This window comes from Bradyrhizobium sp. USDA 4454 (assembly GCF_054822705.1).
The window spans coordinates 8,547,846-8,568,854 of sequence record NZ_JBTRCN010000001.1; the positions used below are offsets into that span (position 1 = coordinate 8,547,846).

At 65.0% G+C, this 21,009-nt stretch carries 19 protein-coding genes and 1 tRNA gene; 9 read left to right on the forward strand and 11 right to left on the reverse strand.

What is annotated here, in order from left to right:
• Positions 1–100 precede the first annotated feature (100 nt).
• Both ACVIW0_RS39770 and ACVIW0_RS39775 read left to right on the forward strand, forming a co-directional pair.
• A complete protein-coding gene (locus ACVIW0_RS39770) occupies positions 101–391 on the forward strand; it encodes a PepSY domain-containing protein (RefSeq protein WP_461357186.1) in 291 nt (96 codons plus the stop codon).
• 37 nt (positions 392–428) lie between these two features.
• Complete coding sequence (locus tag ACVIW0_RS39775) at positions 429–986, forward strand: cytochrome b/b6 domain-containing protein (RefSeq protein WP_461357187.1); 558 nt, start codon at positions 429–431, stop codon at positions 984–986.
• 184 nt (positions 987–1,170) lie between these two features.
• Here the strand turns inward: ACVIW0_RS39775 and ACVIW0_RS39780 are convergent, their stop codons facing one another.
• Entirely contained in the window at positions 1,171–1,845 is a 675-nt protein-coding gene (locus ACVIW0_RS39780; protein ID WP_461357188.1) for an LON peptidase substrate-binding domain-containing protein, read from the reverse strand.
• Positions 1,846–1,875: 30 nt separating this feature from the next.
• Positions 1,876–2,796 (reverse strand): thioredoxin, encoded by a 921-nt coding sequence (trxA, locus tag ACVIW0_RS39785; protein ID WP_461357189.1) that lies wholly within the window; start codon positions 2,794–2,796, stop codon positions 1,876–1,878.
• Positions 2,797–3,234: 438 nt separating this feature from the next.
• Between trxA and ACVIW0_RS39790 the strand changes: the two genes are divergently transcribed.
• The 4 genes from ACVIW0_RS39790 (at position 3,235) to ACVIW0_RS39805 (ending at position 6,735) form a co-directional block, all read left to right on the forward strand.
• Positions 3,235–3,309: transfer RNA gene (locus tag ACVIW0_RS39790), tRNA-Gly, on the forward strand.
• Positions 3,310–3,551: 242 nt separating this feature from the next.
• Positions 3,552–4,229 carry a DUF2865 domain-containing protein gene (locus ACVIW0_RS39795; RefSeq protein WP_461357190.1) on the forward strand — a complete coding sequence of 226 codons (678 nt, stop codon included), beginning with the start codon at positions 3,552–3,554 and terminating at the stop codon, positions 4,227–4,229.
• Positions 4,230–4,672: 443 nt separating this feature from the next.
• Positions 4,673–5,950, forward strand: a complete 1,278-nt coding sequence (locus tag ACVIW0_RS39800) for a PQQ-dependent sugar dehydrogenase (RefSeq protein ID WP_461357191.1) — start codon at positions 4,673–4,675, stop codon at positions 5,948–5,950.
• Positions 5,951–6,135: 185 nt separating this feature from the next.
• A complete protein-coding gene (locus ACVIW0_RS39805) occupies positions 6,136–6,735 on the forward strand; it encodes a c-type cytochrome (RefSeq protein WP_461357192.1) in 600 nt (199 codons plus the stop codon).
• Positions 6,736–6,880: 145 nt separating this feature from the next.
• Here ACVIW0_RS39805 and panE read toward each other — a convergent pair whose 3' ends face one another.
• The 4 genes from panE to ACVIW0_RS39825 form a co-directional block, all read right to left on the reverse strand.
• Positions 6,881–7,798: a 2-dehydropantoate 2-reductase gene (panE, locus tag ACVIW0_RS39810; RefSeq protein WP_461357193.1), complete on the reverse strand. Its 918-nt coding sequence runs from the start codon at positions 7,796–7,798 to the stop codon at positions 6,881–6,883.
• Between the two features lie 117 nt (positions 7,799–7,915).
• Positions 7,916–8,566 (reverse strand): DsbA family protein, encoded by a 651-nt coding sequence (locus ACVIW0_RS39815; RefSeq protein WP_461357194.1) that lies wholly within the window; start codon positions 8,564–8,566, stop codon positions 7,916–7,918.
• A 66-nt stretch (positions 8,567–8,632) separates the two neighbouring features.
• On the reverse strand, positions 8,633–9,931 hold the full coding sequence (locus ACVIW0_RS39820; protein WP_461357553.1) for an MATE family efflux transporter: 1,299 nt from the start codon (positions 9,929–9,931) through the stop codon (positions 8,633–8,635).
• A 288-nt stretch (positions 9,932–10,219) separates the two neighbouring features.
• On the reverse strand, positions 10,220–10,807 hold the full coding sequence (locus tag ACVIW0_RS39825) for a DUF2239 family protein (RefSeq protein WP_461357195.1): 588 nt from the start codon (positions 10,805–10,807) through the stop codon (positions 10,220–10,222).
• Between the two features lie 131 nt (positions 10,808–10,938).
• Between ACVIW0_RS39825 and ACVIW0_RS39830 the strand changes: the two genes are divergently transcribed.
• Together ACVIW0_RS39830 and ACVIW0_RS39835 are read left to right on the forward strand one after the other, a co-directional pair.
• Positions 10,939–11,604, forward strand: a complete 666-nt coding sequence (locus ACVIW0_RS39830; protein WP_461357196.1) for a glutathione S-transferase family protein — start codon at positions 10,939–10,941, stop codon at positions 11,602–11,604.
• A gap of 114 nt (positions 11,605–11,718) precedes the next feature.
• Positions 11,719–12,054: a GIY-YIG nuclease family protein gene (locus ACVIW0_RS39835; protein ID WP_461357197.1), complete on the forward strand. Its 336-nt coding sequence runs from the start codon at positions 11,719–11,721 to the stop codon at positions 12,052–12,054.
• 1 nt (position 12,055) lies between these two features.
• On the opposite strand, the gene ACVIW0_RS39840 is transcribed toward ACVIW0_RS39835, so the two are convergent.
• From ACVIW0_RS39840 to ggt, 3 genes are all read right to left on the reverse strand, one after another.
• Positions 12,056–12,931, reverse strand: coding sequence for an SDR family oxidoreductase (locus ACVIW0_RS39840; RefSeq protein ID WP_461357198.1), 876 nt, complete (start codon positions 12,929–12,931; stop codon positions 12,056–12,058).
• A 99-nt stretch (positions 12,932–13,030) separates the two neighbouring features.
• Positions 13,031–14,329 carry an MFS transporter gene (locus tag ACVIW0_RS39845; RefSeq protein WP_461357199.1) on the reverse strand — a complete coding sequence of 433 codons (1,299 nt, stop codon included), beginning with the start codon at positions 14,327–14,329 and terminating at the stop codon, positions 13,031–13,033.
• A gap of 177 nt (positions 14,330–14,506) precedes the next feature.
• Positions 14,507–16,252, reverse strand: coding sequence for a gamma-glutamyltransferase (ggt, locus tag ACVIW0_RS39850; protein WP_461357200.1), 1,746 nt, complete (start codon positions 16,250–16,252; stop codon positions 14,507–14,509).
• Positions 16,253–16,366: 114 nt separating this feature from the next.
• Between ggt and ACVIW0_RS39855 the strand changes: the two genes are divergently transcribed.
• Complete coding sequence (locus tag ACVIW0_RS39855; RefSeq protein WP_461357201.1) at positions 16,367–17,764, forward strand: MFS transporter; 1,398 nt, start codon at positions 16,367–16,369, stop codon at positions 17,762–17,764.
• Positions 17,765–17,854: 90 nt separating this feature from the next.
• Here ACVIW0_RS39855 and purH read toward each other — a convergent pair whose 3' ends face one another.
• Together purH and ACVIW0_RS39865 are read right to left on the reverse strand one after the other, a co-directional pair.
• A complete protein-coding gene (gene purH, locus ACVIW0_RS39860; protein ID WP_461357202.1) occupies positions 17,855–19,447 on the reverse strand; it encodes a bifunctional phosphoribosylaminoimidazolecarboxamide formyltransferase/IMP cyclohydrolase in 1,593 nt (530 codons plus the stop codon).
• 243 nt (positions 19,448–19,690) lie between these two features.
• The coding region (locus ACVIW0_RS39865) for a heparinase II/III family protein (protein ID WP_461357203.1) at positions 19,691–21,009 on the reverse strand (1,319 nt) is incomplete at its 5' end.

Consider the following 21,009-nt stretch of genomic DNA (forward strand, 5'->3'; position numbering starts at 1 on the left):
CGCCGCGCGTTCTTGACTTGGCAATCGCCTCAGCATTGTTCACGCATGTGCCCTGCGCGATGGCGTCGTGGGCATCATCGTCAACGGAGGGGAGATGCGCGTGAGAGTGATTTTGAGTGCTGCGCTGGCAGCGTGTGTGCTTGGGGGCGTTGTTGGGGTGACCGGATCGGCGGCGTTTGCCGACGGCTACAAGACCTGCACTAAGCTCGACAAGGCGTCCTGGAAGCCGGCAACCGATGCCGAAGCCAAGGCCAAGGCGGCCGGATACGAGGTGCGCCGCACGAAGGTCGAGGGCTCTTGCTACGAAGTGTACGGCGTCAAGGAAGGCAAGCTCTACGAGCTGTTCTACAGCCCGGAGGATCTCAGCCTGAAGCACACGATCGCCAAGTGATTGTTAGCCAAGTGATTCGCGAAGTGAAGCTGGCGCGATGACGGAGGCGGCGCCTGGCGCCCGTGGCGCGACTTACGTGCAGGTCTGGGACCTGCCGCTGCGGCTCTCGCACTGGGCACTCGCCATCCTCGTCCTGGTCGCCTGGGTGACGCCGAACGTCCATGACCGGCTGCACCGGCTGGCCGGCTATGCCGTGATCGGCCTGCTGGCGTTTCGCCTGGTCTGGGGCTTTGCCGGCACGCGCTATGCGCGCTTCGGCAAGCTTATGGTCCGGCTGCGCGCCGCGCCGCGCTACATCTGGAATCTCCGGCGCGGCGTCACCGGGCGCTATATCGGGCTCAATCCCGCGGGCACCGTGATGCTGGTGGCGCTGCTGCTCACGCTTGCGGTATCCGCTATCACAGGCGCAATGGAAGTCACCGTGACCTTCTTTGGCATCTGGTGGGTCGAGGACACCCACGCCTATGCCTCGGATGCGGTCATGATCCTTGTTGGCCTGCACGTGCTCGGCGTCATCGTGGTGGGATGGCTGCAGCGTCAGAACCTGGTGCGTGCGATGTTCACCGGACGCAAGCAGCTTCGCAATCGTTCTTAAGCTGAAGCAGCAACGGAAGTTCACCTCTCCCTTGGGAGAGGTCGGCGCGAAGCGCCGGGTGAGGGTTAGCGCTCTCCCTTGAGGGCCGCGGCCCCTCACCCGATTTGCTGCGCAAATCGACCTCTCCCCGACGGGGAGAGGTGGGTGATCGCGGGTCGAACGATCCAAACAAGATACGTTTGATCTATTGAACCGGCGGGTCGCCCGAGGTGCGCTTCTTGGCGAGATCCATCTCGGTGACGGCGATCAGGATCTCGGCGCGGGTCTTCAGGTCGGGCGCTTCGAGCATCGCCTGCTTCTCGGCCGGACCATAGGGCGACATCATCGCCAGTGCGTTGACCAGCGCCTCGTTGGGCGCGGATTCGATGCCTTCCCAGTCGACCTTCAGATTGTTGGCTTCGAGGAAATCGGCGAGCACCTCGAGCAGCGCCTTGCGGTCGACCGCGTCCTCGCCCTTGCGTGCGGTGAAGTCGCCGGTGAACGAGAAAAAGTCGACCTTGCACTGCCGGTACGGCGTCTGCACGTTCAATTCCTCGACCACCTTGAAGCGCGCGACGCCGGTCAGTTCGAGGATGTAGCGGCCGTCGCCGGATTCGGCGAGCTGGGTGATGCGGCCGACGCAGCCGATCCGGAACAGCACCGGCTTGGCCTCGTTCTGCGAATGCGTCACATCGGGCTGGATCATGCCGATCAGGCGATGGCCGTCGCGCAGCACGTCGTCGACCATCGCCAGATAGCGCGGCTCGAAGATGTTGAGCGGCATCTGGCCGCGCGGCAACAGCAGCGCACCGGGCAGCGGGAACACCGGGATGATCTCCGGGAGCTCGCCGGGCCCGCGATATTCGGCATTGATCGGCATCTGCGGTCCCGCTGCTGTGACGGGCGTGCTTTACGAGAACAGGATCGTCGACAACCGCCGGCGCCCCTCGACGGTTGCCTCGTCGGTGCCGCCCCACGCCTCGAAGAACTGCACCAGCTGCTTGCGTGCGCCGTCGTCGTTCCACTTGCGGTCGCGCTTGACGATGGCGAGCAGTTGCTCGGTCGCTTCAGCACGCTTGTTCATCGCATTGAGCGCGGTCGCAAGATCGAAACGGGCCTGATGATCGAGCGGGTTTGCGGCGACCTTCTGTTCCAGCTCCGCGATCGGACCGACTGACTGCGCCTGTTCGGCGAGATCGATCGCCGCCTGCACCGCCTTCACCGCGGCGTCGTGGCGCTTGGTTTCCGGAACCATCGCGAGCGTCTGCTTGGCCTGCTCGACCGCACCGGTCGTCATGTAGCATTTGGCGAGGCCGGCGAGCGCGGCGATGTTGGTGGCGTCGTGCGCCAGCACCTCGGCATAGATCTGTGCCGCCTGGGCGGCGTCGCCCTCGGTCAGCACGGCCTCGGCCTCGGCCAGGATCTCGGTGAGGTTGGGCTCGCCGGCGGCGGGCACACCCTTGGTGATCTTCTCGATGAAGGCGTTGACCTGGCTCTCCGGCACCGCGCCCATGAAGCCATCGGCGGGCTGGCCGTTGACGAAGGCGATCACGGCCGGGATCGACTGGATGCCCATCTGGCCCGGGATCTGCGGATGCTCGTCGATGTTCATCTTGACCAGCTTGACCCGGCCCTTGGCGTTCTTGACCGCCTTTTCCAGGAGCGGCGTCAGCTGGCGGCAGGGCCCGCACCACGGCGCCCAGAAGTCGATCATCACCGGCTGGCGGCGCGATTCCTCGATGACGTCCTTGACGAAGGTCTGGGTCGTCGTCTCCTTGATCAGATCGGGCGCTGCCTGGGGCGTGGGACCGCCCTGCTCCATTATCGTCACGTTTGTCCTCGCCTGCTTCTGAGGTCGGAAATCCGAGGCGTTCTAGCACGCTCCGACCGACACGTTCAGCCGTTCTGTCAGGCTAAATGGCGGTCGGAAGGCAAAATTCAATCGCCGCCCGTCCCGTTCCATCGGCGATCGGGTGAGCCCCGCGACCCGGTCCAAATCGAACGCCGCCACCCGGCGGGGCGAGCTGGCGCCGCTGACCGGCCGGTCGAGGGCCGGCTCGAATCGCGCCGGGCGAGATGGCTTTGAGGTCGGTTCCGGCGAAAACATAAAAAGAAATCGTCGCCACGGCCGGTTTCGGCCGATTCAGGGTCGATTTTTAAGGAAACCGGACGATTTCGTGAGCTTCGGACCGCGCTCTTGTGTTGCATTCACAGACGGCTTTTGGCATAGGTCTGCCGTTGCCGGCGAGCGATCGCCGCCATTTCGGATGCGGGTGTAGCTCAGTGGTAGAGCACGACCTTGCCAAGGTCGGGGTCGAGGGTTCGAGCCCCTTCGCCCGCTCCAAAATATCTCGCTGACCGAGCTGACAGTCTGATGAAGGCCCGCCCATTGGCGCGGGCTTTTTTTTGCTGCTCGGCCATTGCCGCGATCTCGAGGCGCGATCTTGAGGTCAGGACTCCGCGGCCGGTGCTGCCCGTTCGGGCTCCTCCGAAAAAAAAGCGCGCATTCTCAAAACTGAAAGAAACCTGTGGTTGTGTCGGCGTCGAAATGGCTGCCGCTCGCCCGCCGACGCGGCACGCAAGTGAATGATGTCGATCAATTGGCCGCCAGATTCCGGGTTGAATCGCCGCGCGGCGCGCGCATGTGTTGCAGCGCTGGCCGTGCTCGCCGGCAATTGGATAGGCGCGCCGGCCTCGGCGCAGATGTTGCCGAGCGATTCGGCCTATACGCCCGCGCCCAGCTTTTCTGCCATGCCCGGCTTTGCGCCGGCACCTGACGTCGAGCCCGCCGAACGACCGCGACCGCGGGTCTACATCACGACGCGGTCGCACTGGGGCGGTCGACAACAATTCTGCGTCCGGACCTGCGACGGCCGCTTCTTCCCGCTGCCGCGCGTCAACGAGGCGATGGATCTCAGGACATGCGAGGCGGCCTGTCCCGCCGCCGAGGTGAAGCTGTATTCCGGCTCCGATATCGATAGCGCCAGAACGGAAGCGGGCGACACCTACAAGGAGCTCGCCAATGCATTCCGATTCCAGCGCGAGATCGCGCCGCAATGCGCGTGCAGCGCACGCGCATCCACCGGCCTGTCGCCGATTGCGATCGAGGACGACATGACGCTGCGGACCGGCGACATCATCGCCGCCGATGACGGCTTCAAGGTCGCGGCGATCTCCAGCGGACAAAGGCGCAGCGTGTTGTTCAGGCCGCTGTCGAAGACCAAGGCGCAAGCGCTCGGTCTGGCGCGCATTTCATCACGCTAGTGTGCCGAATGCGAAGTTCGCGCGATCTCGCGGCAGCCACTTTCACGAACTTCGCATTCATAAAGCACACTAGAATCATAAGTTTGCTAGTGTCCTTATCGAATCTGAAGTTCGCTCCGAAGGTGCGGCAAATGATGCGAACTTCAGATTCGGGACACTAGCGGCGATTGCAAGCGCTAGCTTCATTCGACTATTACGCTGCTGTGCTGAGTGCCTCATTATCAGGCAAGGCTTATCAGGCAGGGCGCGCCGGAAAATCTCGTCTCGATTTTCGTCTCACCTTGTTTTGACGCAGCGCACACCGCGGCATGCGCTTTTCAGCGTCGGTGGATGTGCTACCATTTTGCCGTCTGACCTACCTCACAGACCGCCACCATCATCTCTCAGGGCGTTCAAAATCAATAACAGGCAAGCTGCAACGGCTTGCGTAGGGGAGTGACGCGATGAAGTCCGCTTTCAATCGATCAATACTTGCGTTCGCGGCGATGGCGCTGCTGGCGGGGACGACCTTCGCCAGTGCGCAGCAACAAACAGACAAGAACCGTGCGCTGAAGAAGTACGAATCGGGCACCAAGGAATTCTGGACCCATCCGCCGGACGACTGGTTCCTCGGCGACGAGACCGAGGCGCAGAAGGGCCTTGCTCCGCCGTCCGGTCCGCCGACCGGCGCCTCCGACGCCGAACTCGCCAGCATGATGAAGAAGATCAAGCTGCCGCCAGGATTCAAGATCGAGGTCTATGCCTCGAACGTGCTCGCGGCGCGGCAGATGGCGTGGGGCGACAAGGGCACGCTGTTCGTCGGCTCGTTCGGCCTCGGCAACGTCTATGCGATCAAGGACAACAACGGCAAGAAAGAGGTCAAGACCATCCTCAAGGGCCTCAACATGCCGACCGGCTTGGCGTTCAAGGACGGCGCGCTCTACGTCATCGCGGTCGACAAGCTGATCAAGTACGACAATGCCGAAGCGAATCTCGACAATCTCGGCCAAGGCAAGGTGGTGTATGACGACATGCCGTCCTATGCGGCGCATGGCTGGAAGTACATCGCCGTCGACAAGGACGGCTGGTTCTACATTCCGTTCGGACCGCCCTTCAACATCGGCATCCCGCCGACCTCGGTGTCGCAGATTCGCCGCGTCGATCCGAAGACCGGCAATGCGGAGATCTGGGCGCTCGGCGTGCGCAACTCGGTCGGCGGCGACGTCGATCCGCGCACCGGCAAGTACTGGTTCACCGAAAACGCCCGCGACTGGATCAGCGACGATCTGCCGAGCGACAAGCTCAACATGATCTCGAAGATCGGCGAGCATTTCGGCTATCCGTATTGCCACCAGGGCAATTTGCCCGACACCAAGTTCGCGATGGGTCACAAGTGCTCGGAGTTCACTCCGCCGGTCTACAATCTCGGTGCGCACGTGGCTCCGCTCGGCATGAAGTTCTATACCGGCAGCCAATTCCCGGCCGATTACAAGAACGCGATCCTGATCGCCGAGCACGGCTCCTGGAACCGGCACAAGTACCAGGGCGGCCGCATCGTGAAGATCACCGCGAGCCCGGACGGCAAGAACGCCAAGCAGGAGATTTTCGCCGACGGCTGGATCGAGGGTGACCAGGGCTATCTCGGTCGTCCCGCCGATATCCTGCTCGACAAGGATGGCTCCATCCTCGTCGCCGACGATTGGGCCGGCGCGATCTATCGCATCAGCTACAGCAAGAAGTAACGATCGAACGCTCAGGAGGCTGCGGTAGCCGGGAGGCGGCCGCAGCCTCGCTTGCGATCAGATAGCGGAACCACTCGTCATGCCCGGACTTGATCCGGGCGGCCATCTAAACAAGAAACCCTTTCAAACCAGATGGATTGTCGGAGCATCCTCGATCAGGTCGAGGACAGGCGCGCGGCAATGACATGCGGAGAAAACCGGCAATGCGCGTTGTGTCGCTTGGAATGCTGTTCGCGTCGGCGGTCGCGCTGACTTCGTTTGCCCAGGCCGCGGACAATGCCGCCGTGAAGGAGAAGGCCGAGATGTGCGCCGGTTGCCATGGCGACAATGGCATCTCGCAGACTGAGAACATTCCCTCGCTGGCCGGCCAGCTCGACCAGTACATTCAATGGCAGCTGGTGTTCTTCCGCGCCGGCGCGCGCAAGAACGAGCAGATGCAGCCGATCGTCGAGCAGCTCAGCAACGAGGACATCCGCAATCTCGGCGCCTATTTCGCCTCGCTGACGCCGCCCAAGGGCGGCAAGGACGACAATCCCGACTTGTCCGAGAAAGGCAAGCAGGCCGCCGCCGGCCGCCGCTGCGCCTCATGCCACGGCGATACCTTTGCGGGCACGAAGGCGGTCGCCCGCATCGCCGGCCAGCGCGAGGAATATCTCGTCAAGGCGCTGCACGACTACAAGTCCGGGCAACGCTCCGGCGGTGCGCAAGCCGCGATGGCCGACGTGGCCTATCCGTTGAGCGACGAAGAGATCACCGCGCTCGCGCATTACCTGGCGCATTTGTAGCCGCAAAGACTGTGTCGTCCCGGCGAAGGCCGGGACCCATAACCACCGGCTTCAATTGTCTTGAGCGGACACCAGCCCACACTGCCTTAAATAGAGGGGCCGCGGCGTATGGGTCCCGGCCTTCGCCGGGACGACGGAGATAGTTTCATCCCCGCTGCTTCTCATACGCCTTGAGATGCGTGTACACGGTGCGCAGCTTCGGCACCGGGATCTTGGCGGCGTCGGCGCGCACGATCAGGTCGCCGATCACGTGGTCGGCCTCGACCGGCAGCCCCGCCTTGATGTCGCGGAACATCGAGGCGGTCATCGGCGAGCCTTCGGTGGTCAAGAGCCCGCGGGTGCGCTGGAAGAACGGACCGCCTGGCGCATGGCCGGCGTCGGCGGCGATCGCGCTGCATTCGTCGAGGATGCCGAGCAGGAACTCCTGGCCGCCGGGCGCGGCCAGAATGTTGCCGACCGAAGTTCGCATCAGGCTGGTGGAGGCGGCGAGCGAGGCGAGGAACACCCATTTCTCCCACATGTCCTGCATCACGTGCTCGCTGGCGTTGGCGCCGTTGATTGCGGAGAACGTCTCGGCAATCGCGCGCACCCGATCCGAGATGCCGCCGGCGCGTTCGCCGAAGCCCAGCGACTGCATCGGCTGCAGCTGCACCACCTCGCGCCTCTCGTTCAGCGTCGCCGCGATCGCGCAGAGGCCGCCGAGCACATGATGGGCGCCGAATTTCTTGTCGAGCGCATCGAGATGCAGCATGCCGTTGAGCAGCGGGATGATTGCGGTGTTGTCGCCGACCGCTGGCGCAAACGACTTGATCGCGTCGTCGAGATCGAACGCCTTGCAGCTCAACAGCACGACGTCGAACTTGTCCGAGAGCTTGTCGGCCTGCACGGTCGGCGGACTGTTCAGCGTGACGTCGCCGTTCGGGCTCTTGATCACGAGCCCGGCCGAGGCGAGCTCGGACGCGCGGCGGGGGCGCACCAGGAAAGTGACGTCACGGCCTGCCTGAAGCATCCGGCCGCCGAAATAGCCGCCGATCGCACCGGCGCCGACCACGAGAACGCGCATGGGAATTTGTCCTTCTTTGTTGTTGCCCGGGGAAGGGGCGAAATAGCAGGTTGGAGTAGCGAATAGATATGGATGTCAGTGCGACATTCGCTACGCGAACTTCATCGTCCGCTCATCTCACTTTCCCGACACCAGTTCCTCGACCTCGCGCAGCTGCTCCTTGCCGAAGAAGATCTCGTTGCCGACGAAGAAGGTCGGCGAGCCGAACGCGCCGCGCTCGACGGCGGATTGGGTGTATTCGAGCAGCTTGCCCTTGACGTCGGCGTCCTGCGCGCGGGCGAACAGCTTTGCCGCATCGAGACCGGAGGACGTGAGTGCTTTTCCGGCCACTTCCGGGTCGTCCATCTTCTTCGGTTCGACCCACATGTGATGGAAGGCGGCCTCGACATACGTCTCGAACACGCCCTCGAACTGGGCGGCGACCGCCGCGCGCATCAGGTTCAGCGTATTGACCGGGAAGAACGGGTTCCAGGTGTAGGGCTTGACGTTGAAGCGCTTGAGGAAGCGCTCGGTCTCGATCTTCATGAACTCGGGCTTGTTCTTGACCCCCGCCAGCGTCTCGGCCGGCGACTTGTTGTTGGTGGCCTTGAAGATGCCGCCGAGCAGGACCGGGACATACTCGAATTTGACGCCGGTGCGCTGTTCGATCGCCGGGATCGCCTCATGGCTGAGGAAAGCGTTGGGGCTGCCGAAATCGAACAGGAATTGCGGATTTTGGCTCACGGCGGTCTCTCCCTCGGCTTGTTTAGCTTGAGCTCGTTGTAGCATGGGCCTGCTGCGGCAGGCACCATCCGTAGAATATGATACTCATCATGTGAGCCGCGGCGCGCGATGTCAAATCAGCCGCTTGATGGTCTGCTTGCGCCATACCACGGCGTAATAGGCCATCTGCAGCACGAACATGGTTGCGAAGGTGGCGGGATAGGCGATCCAGATGCCGCTGATGCCAATGGTGCGGCTGAGCAGGATCGCGACCGGCACCTCGACCAGCGCGATCGCCAGGATCGAGATGAACAGCGGCATCCACATCGTGCCGCCGGCGCGCATCGCGCCCGAGAACACCGTCGCCATGCCGAACAGCACCATGCTCCACAGCACGATGTACAGCAGCTGCTGCGCCAGCGCGAGCACCGCGCCGTCGACGATGAAGAAGCCCATCAGCGGCCGTGCAAAGAGATAGCCGAGCACGACAAGTCCGCCGGTCAGTGCGAAATTCATCTCGATCCCGGTCCTGACGATCGAGCCGACCCGGGCGGACTCGCCGCGGCCAATCGCCTGCGCGCCGAAGATCGACACCGATATCGCGATCGAGATCGCCGGGAACTGCACATAACCGATCACCTGGTTGACCGCACCATAGGCAGCGGTGGCGTCCGAGCCGAAGCCGTTGACGAGGCCGAGCAGCACCAGCTCGGCGAGCGAGACCACCACCATGCCGATCGCGGTGGGAATGCCGAGCCGCAGCACGATGCGCAGCAGCGCGCCGTTCGGCCGCATCGCGCGCAGGAACGCGGTGTCGAAGGCGAGCGGATGCTTGTGCCTGACCATATGGACATGCAGCCACAGCAGCGTCACCACGCCCGAGACCGCGGAGGCGACGGCGGCGCTGGCGACGCCGAGCCTGGGCAGGCCAAGCCAGCCGTGGATCAATGCCGGCGTGACGACGAGGCCGACGACGGTCGAGACCGTCAGCGCCACCAGCGGCGTCACGGTGTCGCCGACGCCGCGCATCATGGCGGTGAGCAGCAGGAATCCGAATGTCACCGGCATCGCGATCATCATGATCCGCGCATAGGACACCGCGGCATCGAGCACGTCAGGCGGCGTTGCGAGCGCGATCAGCAGCGGACGAGTGAACAGGCCGCCTGATATCGCGATCGCCAGCGCCAGCAGCAGCGTCACGGTCATGGTGGTGCCGGCGACGGCCTTCACCCGGTCGGGCTCGCCGGCGCCCCAGGCTTGACCGATCATGACCGAGGCGCCGGCGCTCAACCCGATCACGAAGGCGATGAAGAAGAACATCACCGGGAAGAACACCGACGCCGCCGCGAGCGCGTCGACGCCGATCATCTGACCGAGATAGATGCCGTTGATGGTGCCGAACAGCGATTGCAGCACATTGCTGAGCAGCATCGGCGCCAGGAACGACAGGAAGGCTTTGCGCAGGGAGGTTTGGACACGTTGAACTTCCAGAGATTGGCTAGGCACCTGGCTGGGGCGTCCTAGATCAGGCGGCACACTCGCTGCACCTCTCCCGCTTGCGGGGGAGGTCGGATCGCATCGACAGAAGCGATCCGGGTGGGGGCTCTCTCCATTGGAAAGAATCTCTAAGCGGCGAGACCCCAGCCCGGCCCTCCTCCACAAGCGGGAGAGGGAGCGCAGCTCGCTCGTGGTTGCTCGTCGACGAAGGTTCATCGAGCGCTAATCCGCTTGATCGCTATAGGCGAGCCTGATCGCGTGATCGCGGATGTCGGCCGGCCAGTCCGCGATCAGCGTCGCAAAGCGGCGCCGGTCATGCGCGAACAGGGCGCGGATCGCGTCCTCGTAGTTCGGCCGGTTGCCGGCCATCGTGGTCATGAAGCGATAGGCGGCATCCTGCGCCGCGCGAGTGCGGTCCTTGTCGCCGCTCGAGCGCCGTGCCTCGTCGATCAATTTGCGGATCGCAACCGAGGCGCCGCCCTTCTGCTGCGCGAGCCAGTCCCAGTGCCGCGGCAGCAGCGTGATCTCGCGCGCCACGACGCCGAGCTTTGGACGTCCAGGGCCGCGCGGCGCGGCGGGCTCCGGTGGCTGCTCATCGGTCGGCGGTGCGGCCTTCGGCAGCCGGGCCAGCACATCGTCGACCGAGCCGCGGTAGTCGATGTCGACCAGCGCCGAGGTGCGGCCGTTGAACACCAGGATTGCGGCGTCCTTGCGCCGGTCGAGTAACTGCTTGGCGGCGCGGGCAACGTCGCTGAGGTCGCCGGCCGCGATGCAGCGCTCATTTTCGAAGGCGACGTAGGCTGGGTTCATAGCCGATCTCTTTGGTTACGCGACATATTGCCCGGGTAATTCGGGGTCATCCGGGTGCATTCATCTCGACTTTCTTGTGTCAGGCTGGCACCAAGCGCCGCCCAATTGCGCTGACACCCGAGAGGACGCCCATGCTGACGGTTCATCACCTCAACAATTCCCGCTCGCAGCGCGTGTTGTGGCTGCTGGAGGAATTGGGCGTGCCCTACGAGATCGTGCGCTACCAGCGGCAGCCGGACATGCGGGCGCCGAAGGAGCTGCGCGCGATCCATCCGCTCGGCAAGTCGCCTGTCGTCACCGACAACGGCAACACCATCGCGGAGTCCGGCGCGATCCTCGAATACATCATCGCGACCTACGGCAAGGGCCGCCTGATCCCGCCGGCCGATACGCCGGAGCGGCTGCGCTACACCTATTGGCTGCACTATGCCGAGGGCTCGGCGATGACGCCGCTGCTCCTCAAGCTCTTGTTCACGCTGATGCCGAAGCGCGCGCCGGCGCTGCTGCGGCCCTTGGTGCGCAAGGTCTCCAACACGGCGCTGTCTACGCTGGTCAATCCGCAGCTCAAGCAGCACATGGCCTATTGGGAAGACGAGCTCGGAAAGAGCGAGTGGTTCGCAGGCCACGAGTTCTCCGGCGCCGACATCCAGATGAGCTTTCCGCTTGAGGCTGCCGCCGCGCGCGGCGGGCTCGAGGACGGCCATCCCCGGTGCGTCGCGTTCCTCGAGCGCATCCACGCCCGCCCGGCCTATGCGCGGGCGCTGGAGAAGGGCGGGCCGTACCAGGTCGGCCGGTAGGTTCGCAGTCATAGCCGGCGGCCTCGGGTTTCGGTATCGCTATTTATATCCGGGTGTTATTGCGATGTCAATAATGCCCGGGTATAAATAGCGTCGAACCGACAGGAGCCGGCCATGAAGACCGAGCACCGCAAGCAGGCCATCACCGACTACAAAAAGCGCGCGAGCGCAGCCGGCGTGTTCGCGATCCGCTGCCGTGCGACCGGCGCGGTCTGGGTCGGACAGGCACTCGATCTCGACAAGATCCAGAACCGGATCTGGTTCACGCTGCGGATGGGCAGTCATCGTAATGCCGACCTGCAATGCGCCTGGACGGCGCATGGCGCGGACAATCTCATCCTCGACACGCTGGAGCGGATCGAGGACGAGGAGCTCGGCTATGTGCGCGATGCGCTGCTCAAAGAACGCGTGGCGCACTGGCGGATGCAATTGAACGCGTCCGCGGTGTAGCTTAGCGCGCGGGCAGCGCCTGCACGGTGACCCCGGGCGGCGGCACGTCGTCGTCGGGCACGAAGAAATCCGACATCAGCGGCACCGAGGGATCGACGCGATAGCGCTCGAAATCGCGCACGCCGTTGGCATAGAGCACCTTGTCGTCGATGCAGAAATGCCCGCTGAACTCGCGCGACGGCCGCGTGATGATCGCATAGGCGGCATCGCCCATGATCTCGGGCGTGCGGCTCGCCCGCATCATGGCATCGCCGCCGAGCAGATTGCCGACCGCGGCGGTCGCGATCGTGGTCCGTGGCCACAGCGCGTTGACGGCGACGCCGGCCGATTTCAGTTCGCCGGCGAGCCCCAGCACGCACATGCTCATGCCGAACTTCGCCATCGTGTAGGCGGTCGAGTGCTCGAACCATTTCGCCTTCATGTCGAGCGGCGGCGACAGCATCAGGATGTGCGGATTCTCCGCCTTCTTCAGATGCGGGATGCAATATTTCGACACCATGAAGGTGCCGCGGGTGTTGATCCCCATCATCAGGTCATAGCGCTTCATGTCGGTCGCCTGCGAATTGGTCAGGCTGATCGCGCTGGCATTGTTGACGCAGATGTCGATGCCGCCGAACTCCGCGACGGTCTGCTCGATCGCCGCCATCACCTGCGCCTCATCTCGGATGTCGCAAATCACCGGCAGCGCCTTGCCGCCGGCGGCGCGGACCTCGTCGGCTGCAGTGTAGATCGTGCCCTTCAGCTTCGGATGCGGCTCCGCAGTCTTCGCCGCGATCGCTACATTGGCGCCGTCACGCGCGGCGCGTAGCGCGATCGCGAGCCCAATGCCGCGGCTTGCACCCGAGATGAACAGCGTCTTGCCTTTGAGCGATGTCATGAGAATGGCCTCCAGTTAGGGACGCACACTATCAGGGCTCCCTCCCCCGCAAGGGGTAGGGACGGAGCAAGCCGCACCTTCATTGCGCTACCTCATCGTCTACCCATCCGCATGCAACACACGCCCGCGCGTTTCCGGCAGCGCGTAGGCGGCGATGAAGAACACGCCGTAGGCCGCGACCGCGAAGATCGCGATCGCATTGGCGAGCGTCGTCGTGGTCGAGAGCGCGCCGACCAGGAACGGGAACAGCGCGCCGATGCCGCGGCCGAAATTGTAGCAAAAACCCTGGCCGGAGCCGCGCAGCCGGGTCGGATACAGCTCGGTCAGGAACGCGCCCATGCCGGAGAAATAGCCCGAGGCGAAGAAGCCGAGCGGGAAGCCAAGCACCCACAGCACCTCGTTGGAGAGCGGCAGCTGGGTGTAGAGCAGCACCACCGCGATGGCGCCGATCGAGAAGATCAGGAACAGATTGCGCCGGCCGATCCGGTCGGCGAGCCAGGCGCCGACGAGATAGCCGATGAACGAGCCGATGATCAGGGTCGCGAGATAGCCGGTCGAACCGACCACGGAGAGCTTGCGCTCGGTGGTGAGGAAGCGCGGCACCCAGAAGGTGATCGCGTAATAGCCGCCCTGCATGCCGGTGCCGACCAGCGAGGCCAGCAGCGTGGTCTTCAGGATCGGTCCCTGGAAGATTTCCCACAGGGCGGCAGGGCCGCTGCCGGAGGCCTGCGCCTGCGCCCTGGTCGCGGCCGAGATCTCGGGTTCGGTGACATAGCGGCGCAGATAGAACACCAGTAGCGCCGGCAGCGCGCCGATCACGAACATCCACCGCCATGCGATTTCCGCAGGCAACACCGAGAACAGGATGGCCTGCGCCAGCACCGCAAGGCCCCAGCCGATCGCCCAGCCCGACTGCACCGAGCCGACCGCGCGGCCGCGATATTGCGGCCGGATCGCCTCGCCGATCAGCACCGCGCCGGCCGCCCATTCGCCGCCGAAGCCCAGGCCCAGCAGCGCGCGGGCGATCAGGAGCTGCTCGAAATTCTGCACCAATGCGCAGACCAGCGAGAAGAACGAGAACCAGATGATGGTGAGCTGCAGCGTCTTTACCCGCCCGATCCGGTCGGAGAGATAGCCGCCGAGCCAGCCGCCGACCGCCGAGGCCAACAGCGTCACCGTGCCCGCGAGCCCGGCGGTGCCGGCGTCGACCTTCCAAAGCGTGATGATGGTGCCGATGACGAGCGGATAGATCATGAAATCCATGCCGTCGAGCGTCCAGCCCGAGGCGCAGGCCCAGAACGTGCGCCGCTCCTGCAAATTCATGTCGCGATAGAAGGCGAGGAGGCTGGTGTCCTCGATCTCTGCGACTTCCATCGATTTGGATTCGGCTGTGCTCATGCGCGTTCCCTTGGACGATTTTGTTGCCGGCTTCTCAAGTTGAGGCCAGCTTGCGGAGACAGCAACTTAGCGCGATGCCGTAGGGTGGGCAAAGGCGCATTGCGCCGTGCCCACCGACGAATGTCGCGCTCGCGGTGGTGGGCACGCTGGCGCTTTGCCCACCCTACATTTCTGCCTTCAGTACCCCGCGGCCTCCGAGCCGCGCGTGCGCGGATCGGGCGCGCCGAGCAGACCGCTGGTCGTGACCACGATCGAGTTCGCGGAGGAGTAGCCGAGCGGCTCGACCGTCTTGTGGCCCTTGGCGCGCAGCTCGGTCAGCACCTCATCGGGAAAGCCGCGCTCGATCCGGACCTCGTCGGGCAGCCATTGATGATGCATACGGGGTGCCGCGACCGCGGCCGCGATGTCCATCCTGTAGTCGATCACATCGACGATGATCTGCGTCACCGCGGAGATGATGCGGCTGCCGCCCGGCGATCCCGTCACCAGCACCGGCTTGTCGTCCTTCAGCACGATGGTCGGCGACATCGACGACAGCGGGCGCTTGCCAGGGCCCGGCAGATTGGCCTCGAAGCCGACCAGCCCGAACGCGTTGGAGGCGCCGGGGGCGGCGGTGAAATCGTCGAGCTCGTTGTTGAGCAGCACGCCGGTGCCGTCGGCGACGAGGCCGACGCCATAGGGGAAGTTCAGCGTATAGGTATTGCTGACGGCGTTGCCGCCGGCATCGACCACCGAATAATGCGTGGTGTTGTCGCCTTCGTGCGGTTGCTTGGCGTTGCGCACATCGGTCCAGGGCGTGGCGCGAGCAAGGTCGATGGTCGCGCGCTGCCTGGCGGCATAGTGCTTGTCGACCAGCAATTGCGTCGGTGCGTCGACAAAGGCGGGATCGCCGAGATAGCGGGCGCGATCGGCATAGGCCCGCTTCATCGCCTCGATCATCACATGAAGCGAGGCCGCCGAGCCCTGCTTCATGTCGGACATCGGAAAGCCTTCGAGGATGTTGAGGGTTTCCAGCAGCACGATGCCGCCGGAGGAGGGCTGCGGCATCGAGACGACGTCGTAGCCGCGATAGGTGCCGCGGACCGGCGTGCGGACGATAGGCTGGTAGGACTTCAGGTCCTCGAGCGTAAAGATGCCGCCGGCATTCTTGATGCCGCTGACGAGCTTCTCGGCGACGGCACCTTCGTAGAAGCCGCGCGGGCCCTGTTCGGCAATCGCGGTCAAGACGCCGGCGAGATCGCCCTGGATCAGGCGGTCACCCTCGCGCAGCGGCGTGCCGTCGGCGTGCGAGAACGCCCTGGCCGAATTCGGCCAGCGCGACATGCGACGATACATGTCGTTCAGCGTGTCCGATGTGTCGTCGGTGACGACGAAGCCGCCGCGCGCCAGATCGATCGCCGGCTTGACGATCTGCGCCAGCGTGAACTTGCCGGAGCCGTATTTCTCCAGCGCCAGCGCAAGGCCTGCGACCGTGCCGGGCACGCCGATCGCGAGCGCGGAGTTGCGCGACTTATCGGGATCGGGCTTACCTTCGGCGTTGAGGAACATGTCGCGGGTTGCAGCTTGCGGCGCGGTCTCGCGATAGTCGATCGCGACGTCTTCGTTGCGCGCGGCGAGATGGATCACCATGAAGCCGCCGCCGCCGATATTGCCGGCGCGTGGATAGGTCACCGCCATCGCAAACCCGGTGGCGACCGCGGCGTCGACCGCATTGCCGCCTTGTCGCAGGATGTCGGCGCCAACCCGCGCCGCGAGTTTCTCCTGCCCCACCACCATGCCGTGTTCGGCGCGAATGCTGCGAGCTGCGTCACTGGCTGACGGCTCGTAGGCGTGGCGCTGCACCTGACCGAGGGCTGATGTCGCGATGCCGGCCACCAGGAGAGCGGCAAACAGCCGCCGCGACATCATTGCTGTCAGCGCCATCGAAATGTCCTGCCCTGTCCATCGCCGTATCAGTCAAACCGGCTCATGCTATATGGGAGCGGATTGAAGCGGCAAAAGCCTGCCTGTGGTTCGAGTTGGGGAATATCTTGCGCGATGACGGCAACATTACAGACGGGCGCCGGTGCTACGAAGTCCACCACCAAGATCTATCCGGGCCGCGCCGCCGTCGTCAGCTGGATCTTCTTCGACTGGGCCGCGCAGCCCTATTTCACGCTGATCACGACCTTCGTGTTCGCGCCCTATTTCGCGAGCTTCGTTGCGCCCGATGCCGCGAGCGGGCAGGCGCTGTGGGGCTTTGCCACTGCGGCGGCCGGACTTGCGATCGCGTTGCTGTCGCCGGTGCTGGGTGCGATCGCCGATGCCAGCGGCCGGCGCAAGCCGTGGATCGCGGTCTTCGGCGCGCTGCTCGTGATCGGATCGAGCGCGATGTGGATCGGCACGCCGGGCAATCCCGACATCATCCCGATGTTGCTGCTCGCCTATGCGATCGCGAGCGTCGGCGTCGAATTTGCGACCGTGTTCAACAATGCGATGATGCCGACCTTGGTGCCGCCCGACCGGATCGGGCGCCTGTCAGGCACCGGCTGGGCCACCGGCTATGTCGGCGGCATCCTGAGCCTCGTGCTGGTGCTCGGCTTCCTCGCCGCCAATGCCGAGACCGGCAAGACGCTGTTCGGCTTCACGCCGCTGTTCGGTCTCGATCCCCTCACGCATGAGGGCGATCGCATCACCGGGCCGTTGACCGGATTGTGGTTCATCATCTTCGTGACGCCGATGTTCCTGTTCACGCCGGACTATCCGGCGAAGCGCCCGATGCGCGAGGCGCTCGGCGAAGGCCTGCGCGAGCTCAGGGAATCATTTGCGAGCCTGCCGAAGCAGAGATCGCTGGCGCGATTCCTGCTGGCCAACATGATCTACACCGACGGGCTGGTCTCGCTGTTCGCGTTCGGCGGCATCTATGCCGCCGGCACGTTCGGCTGGGACACGATCCGGATCGGCACCTTTGGCATCATCCTGGCGGTGGCCGGGACGTTCGGTGGCTGGATCGGCGGCAAGCTCGACGATCGGTTCGGGCCGAAGCGCGTGATCACCGGCAGCCTCGTGATCCTGCTGTCTGCGATCATCGTGATCCTCACCGTGAACAAGGACTCCATCCTGTTCATCCCGGTCGCGCCGCCGATGCCCGGCGGGCCGCTATTCGCGGGCGCCGCCGAGCGCGCCTATATCGTGCTCGGCTGCCTGATCGGCGCCACCGGCGCGCCGCTGCAGGCGGCCTCGCGCTCACTGTTGATCCGCCTCGCGCCGAAGGATCGCATCGCGCAGTATTTTGGCTTGTTCGCGTTGACCGGGAAGGTGACGTCGTTCATCGGCCCGCTGCTGATCGGCGCGATCACCGCTGCGACCGCGAGCCAGAAGGCCGGCATGGCGGTGCTGGTGGCATTTTTCGTGGCGGGGCTGGGGCTATTGGCGAGGGTGCGTACGGCTTCGTAGCCCGGATGGAGCGAAGCGCAATCCGGGGTCTTTGATCCGCTGAAAGACCGCCCCGGATTTCGCTGCGCTCCATCCGGGCTACCGGTTTGATCAATGCCGGAAATGCCGCACGCCGGTGAACACCATGGCGATGCCGTGCTCGTCGGCGGCCTTGATCACCTCGTCGTCGCGCATCGAGCCGCCGGGCTGGATCACCGCGGTGGCGCCGGCCTCGATGCAGGCCAGCATGCCGTCGGCGAACGGAAAGAACGCGTCCGAGGCGACCACCGAACCCTTGGTCAGCGGCTCGGCGAGCTTCAGCTCGGCCGCCGCATCCAGCGCCTTGCGCGCCGCGATGCGTGCGGAATCGACCCGGCTCATCTGGCCGGCGCCGATTCCGACGGTGGCGAGATCCTTGGCGTAGATGATGGTGTTCGACTTGACGTGTTTTGCCACCCGGAAGGCGAATTTGAGATCGCGCAGCTCGGCGTCGGTCGGCGCGCGTTTGGTCGCGACCTTCAGGTTCATGTCCTCGATCACGGCGTTGTCGCGGCTCTGCACCAGGAGACCGCCGGCAACGGTCTTGGCGGTGAGACCTGTCGCGCGCGCGTTCGGCAGACCGCCGGCGAGCAAGAGCCGCAGATTGCGCCGGCCGGCGATGATCGCAATCGCCTCTTCGGTCGCGTCGGGCGCGATGATCACCTCGGTGAAGATGCCGATGATCGCGCGCGCCGCGTCCGCATCGAGCGTGCGGTTGACCGCGATGATGCCGCCATAGGCCGAGGTGGAGTCGCAGGCCAGCGCTCGGGCATAGGCGGTGGCGAGATCGGGGCCTTCGGCGACGCCGCAGGGATTGGCGTGTTTCACGATCACGCACGCCGCGGTGCGCTGCGGGTCGAACTCACCGACGCATTCATAGGCCGCGTCGGTGTCGTTGATGTTGTTGTAGGACAGTTCCTTGCCCTGCAGCTGGCGTGCGGTGGCAACGCCCGGCCGCTTCTCCGGCGTGGCGTAGAATGCCGCGGTCTGGTGCGGGTTCTCGCCATAGCGCAGCGACTGGATCAGTTTGCCGCCGAAGGCGCGGAAGTCCGGCGCCTTGGTGTCGAGCTGCACGGCAAACCAGTTCGAGATCGCGGCGTCATAGGCTGCGGTGCGCGCATAGGCCTTGGCGGCGAGCCGCCGGCGCAGGCCAAGCGAGGTCGCGCCCTTGTGCGCGGCGAGCTCGTCGAGCACGGCCTGGTAATCGTTCGCCTCGACCACCACGGCGACGTCGTCATGGTTCTTGGCCGCGGCGCGGATCATCGCGGGGCCGCCGATGTCGATGTTCTCGATGCAGTCCTCGAAGCCGGCGCCTTTGTCGACGGTGGCCTCGAACGGATAGAGATTGACGACCAGAAGGTCGATCGGCGCGATGCCGTGCGCGGCCATCGCCGCGGCGTGGTCCTTGTTGTCGCGGATCGCGAGCAGGCCGCCATGCACCTTCGGATGCAGCGTCTTGACCCGGCCGTCCATCATCTCCGGAAAACCGGTGAGCTCGGAGACGTCCTTGACCTTGAGCCCGGCCGCGGCGATCGCCTTGGCGGTGCCGCCGGTCGACACCAGCTCGACGCCCTGGTCGGACAACGCCTTGGCGAAGTCGATCAGTCCGGTCTTGTCGGAAACGGACAACAGAGCGCGGGTCACGCGGCGAAGCTGCTCGGTCATATCGGAAATTCCCTGGCTGTTGAGGCAGCCGGGTAGCATGGTTTGGGGCCGCACGAAACCGGTCTCCGAGCCGGATTCCCGGGAATCTATCCCGTCATCCTGAGGTGCGAGCGGAGCGAGCCTCGAAGGATGCACGGCCCGGCTGGTGGCCGTCGACCCTTCGAGACGGCCGCCATGCGGCCTCCTCAGGGTGACGGGACTGAGATGGGCGCGCCGGCCGAAGTCGGGCCGATACGACAATCCCTACAGCGGTAGTTCCGGCTCGCGGCGAGCGTTGCGGCGGGCGTTGGTGGCGGAGGCCGAGGTAGAGGAGCGCACGAAGCTCCAGCGGATGGTGCCGGCCTGCCTGGCGTCTTGCCGGATCACGATCTGGGAGGTGCGGCGCGGGCCGTCATTGCCGGCCAGGAACACGCTGTCCTCGAGGTCGACCTTGTCGTCCATCGCCTCGAAGGTCCAGACGTCGCGGTTGGGCAGCACCAGCATCACGCCGCGGGCATCCGACAGCCGGCTCGCCTTCACCGAGGGGTGCAAGTGGAAGCGCAGCGCGAAATCGGCCTCGCTGCCCTTGATGCGGCCGCCCGGCGCCGGCGTCAGCTGGTCCTCGCCCTCGAGCCTTGTGCCGTCCCGCGAGATCATCAGCACGCGGCGGTGGATCACGCCGAAGCGCGAGAGATAGCCGTCATGCGAGGCGGTCAGCACATCGCCGCCGGGAACGGCTTCGCGGTAGTTCTCGACATTGCTCGGGCCGCTGGTGATCGGCGCGCCGCGCAGCAGCCGCTTCATCGCCGACAGCTCGACGAACTGGCATGACGAGGTGTCGTGATAAGTCAGGGTCGAATGCGCCGCGGTGGAGCGCGCGAACGGTCGCCAATTGTCGCGGCCGGTGCTGGGCATGCCGCAGTTGACGACGATGCGGCTCGCCCCGGAGGACAGCTCGAACGACAGGCAGCCGGCATGCGCGTCCTGGCTGACGCTCGCCGGCGGCGGCGGGCCGGTGTCGATGATCAAGGTGGTGTTGCCGGCATCGAGTCGCTGGAAGCCGGTGTGCGGCATGCTCGCCATCGGCACGCCGCGGGTGTCGTCATAGGCGAGCAGCGTCGCGACCAGATCGGACGGCGCGGTCGACATGCCGTTGAACAGCGCGAAGCTGCCGTCGCCGTGCCGGAAGAAGCGCAGCATCGGCATCATGCGATCGATCGCGTTGAGCAGCGCCGGGGGCGGCGCGATGTTCCGCGCGGCAAAGGTCTGCCGCAACGGCAGGAGATCGCTGAGCAGCTCGACCAGCGCGCCGGGATTGCGCGAGATGTGGCCGCCATCGGGCAGGATCTGCCGCTGCAATTCGTCGGACAACCTGCGCGTGGCCGACTTGATGTTGCGGGCCTGGTTGGCGAGGCAGAGCGAGGCGTAGCACAGCGCGATCAGTACCTGCAGCCGCGGCACGCCGTCATTGTCGAGCGTCGCATGGCGCAGATAGCGGATTTCGCGCGCCAGCCCGCGCAGATATTTGCGGTAGAATTTTCCGTCGGTGTCGCCGAGCACCAATGGCGCCTGCGACAATAGCG

Coding starts and splice junctions, on each gene's coding strand:
- ACVIW0_RS39815 (WP_461357194.1), bottom strand. CDS start 8,566: ATGCTACAACGAGCTCAAGCTAAACAAGCCGAGGGAGAGACCGCCGTG.
- ACVIW0_RS39795 (WP_461357190.1), top strand. CDS start 3,552: ATGATGTCGATCAATTGGCCGCCAGATTCCGGGTTGAATCGCCGCGCG.
- ACVIW0_RS39820 (WP_461357553.1), bottom strand. CDS start 9,931: ATGCTGCTCAGCAATGTGCTGCAATCGCTGTTCGGCACCATCAACGGC.
- ACVIW0_RS39855 (WP_461357201.1), top strand. CDS start 16,367: ATGACGGCAACATTACAGACGGGCGCCGGTGCTACGAAGTCCACCACC.
- ACVIW0_RS39830 (WP_461357196.1), top strand. CDS start 10,939: ATGCTGACGGTTCATCACCTCAACAATTCCCGCTCGCAGCGCGTGTTG.
- ACVIW0_RS39840 (WP_461357198.1), bottom strand. CDS start 12,931: ATGACATCGCTCAAAGGCAAGACGCTGTTCATCTCGGGTGCAAGCCGC.
- ACVIW0_RS39805 (WP_461357192.1), top strand. CDS start 6,136: ATGCGGAGAAAACCGGCAATGCGCGTTGTGTCGCTTGGAATGCTGTTC.
- ACVIW0_RS39780 (WP_461357188.1), bottom strand. CDS start 1,845: ATGCCGATCAATGCCGAATATCGCGGGCCCGGCGAGCTCCCGGAGATC.
- panE (WP_461357193.1), bottom strand. CDS start 7,798: ATGCGCGTTCTCGTGGTCGGCGCCGGTGCGATCGGCGGCTATTTCGGC.
- ACVIW0_RS39775 (WP_461357187.1), top strand. CDS start 429: ATGACGGAGGCGGCGCCTGGCGCCCGTGGCGCGACTTACGTGCAGGTC.
- ACVIW0_RS39800 (WP_461357191.1), top strand. CDS start 4,673: ATGAAGTCCGCTTTCAATCGATCAATACTTGCGTTCGCGGCGATGGCG.
- ACVIW0_RS39835 (WP_461357197.1), top strand. CDS start 11,719: ATGAAGACCGAGCACCGCAAGCAGGCCATCACCGACTACAAAAAGCGC.
- ggt (WP_461357200.1), bottom strand. CDS start 16,252: ATGGCGCTGACAGCAATGATGTCGCGGCGGCTGTTTGCCGCTCTCCTG.
- ACVIW0_RS39845 (WP_461357199.1), bottom strand. CDS start 14,329: ATGAGCACAGCCGAATCCAAATCGATGGAAGTCGCAGAGATCGAGGAC.
- purH (WP_461357202.1), bottom strand. CDS start 19,447: ATGACCGAGCAGCTTCGCCGCGTGACCCGCGCTCTGTTGTCCGTTTCC.
- ACVIW0_RS39825 (WP_461357195.1), bottom strand. CDS start 10,807: ATGAACCCAGCCTACGTCGCCTTCGAAAATGAGCGCTGCATCGCGGCC.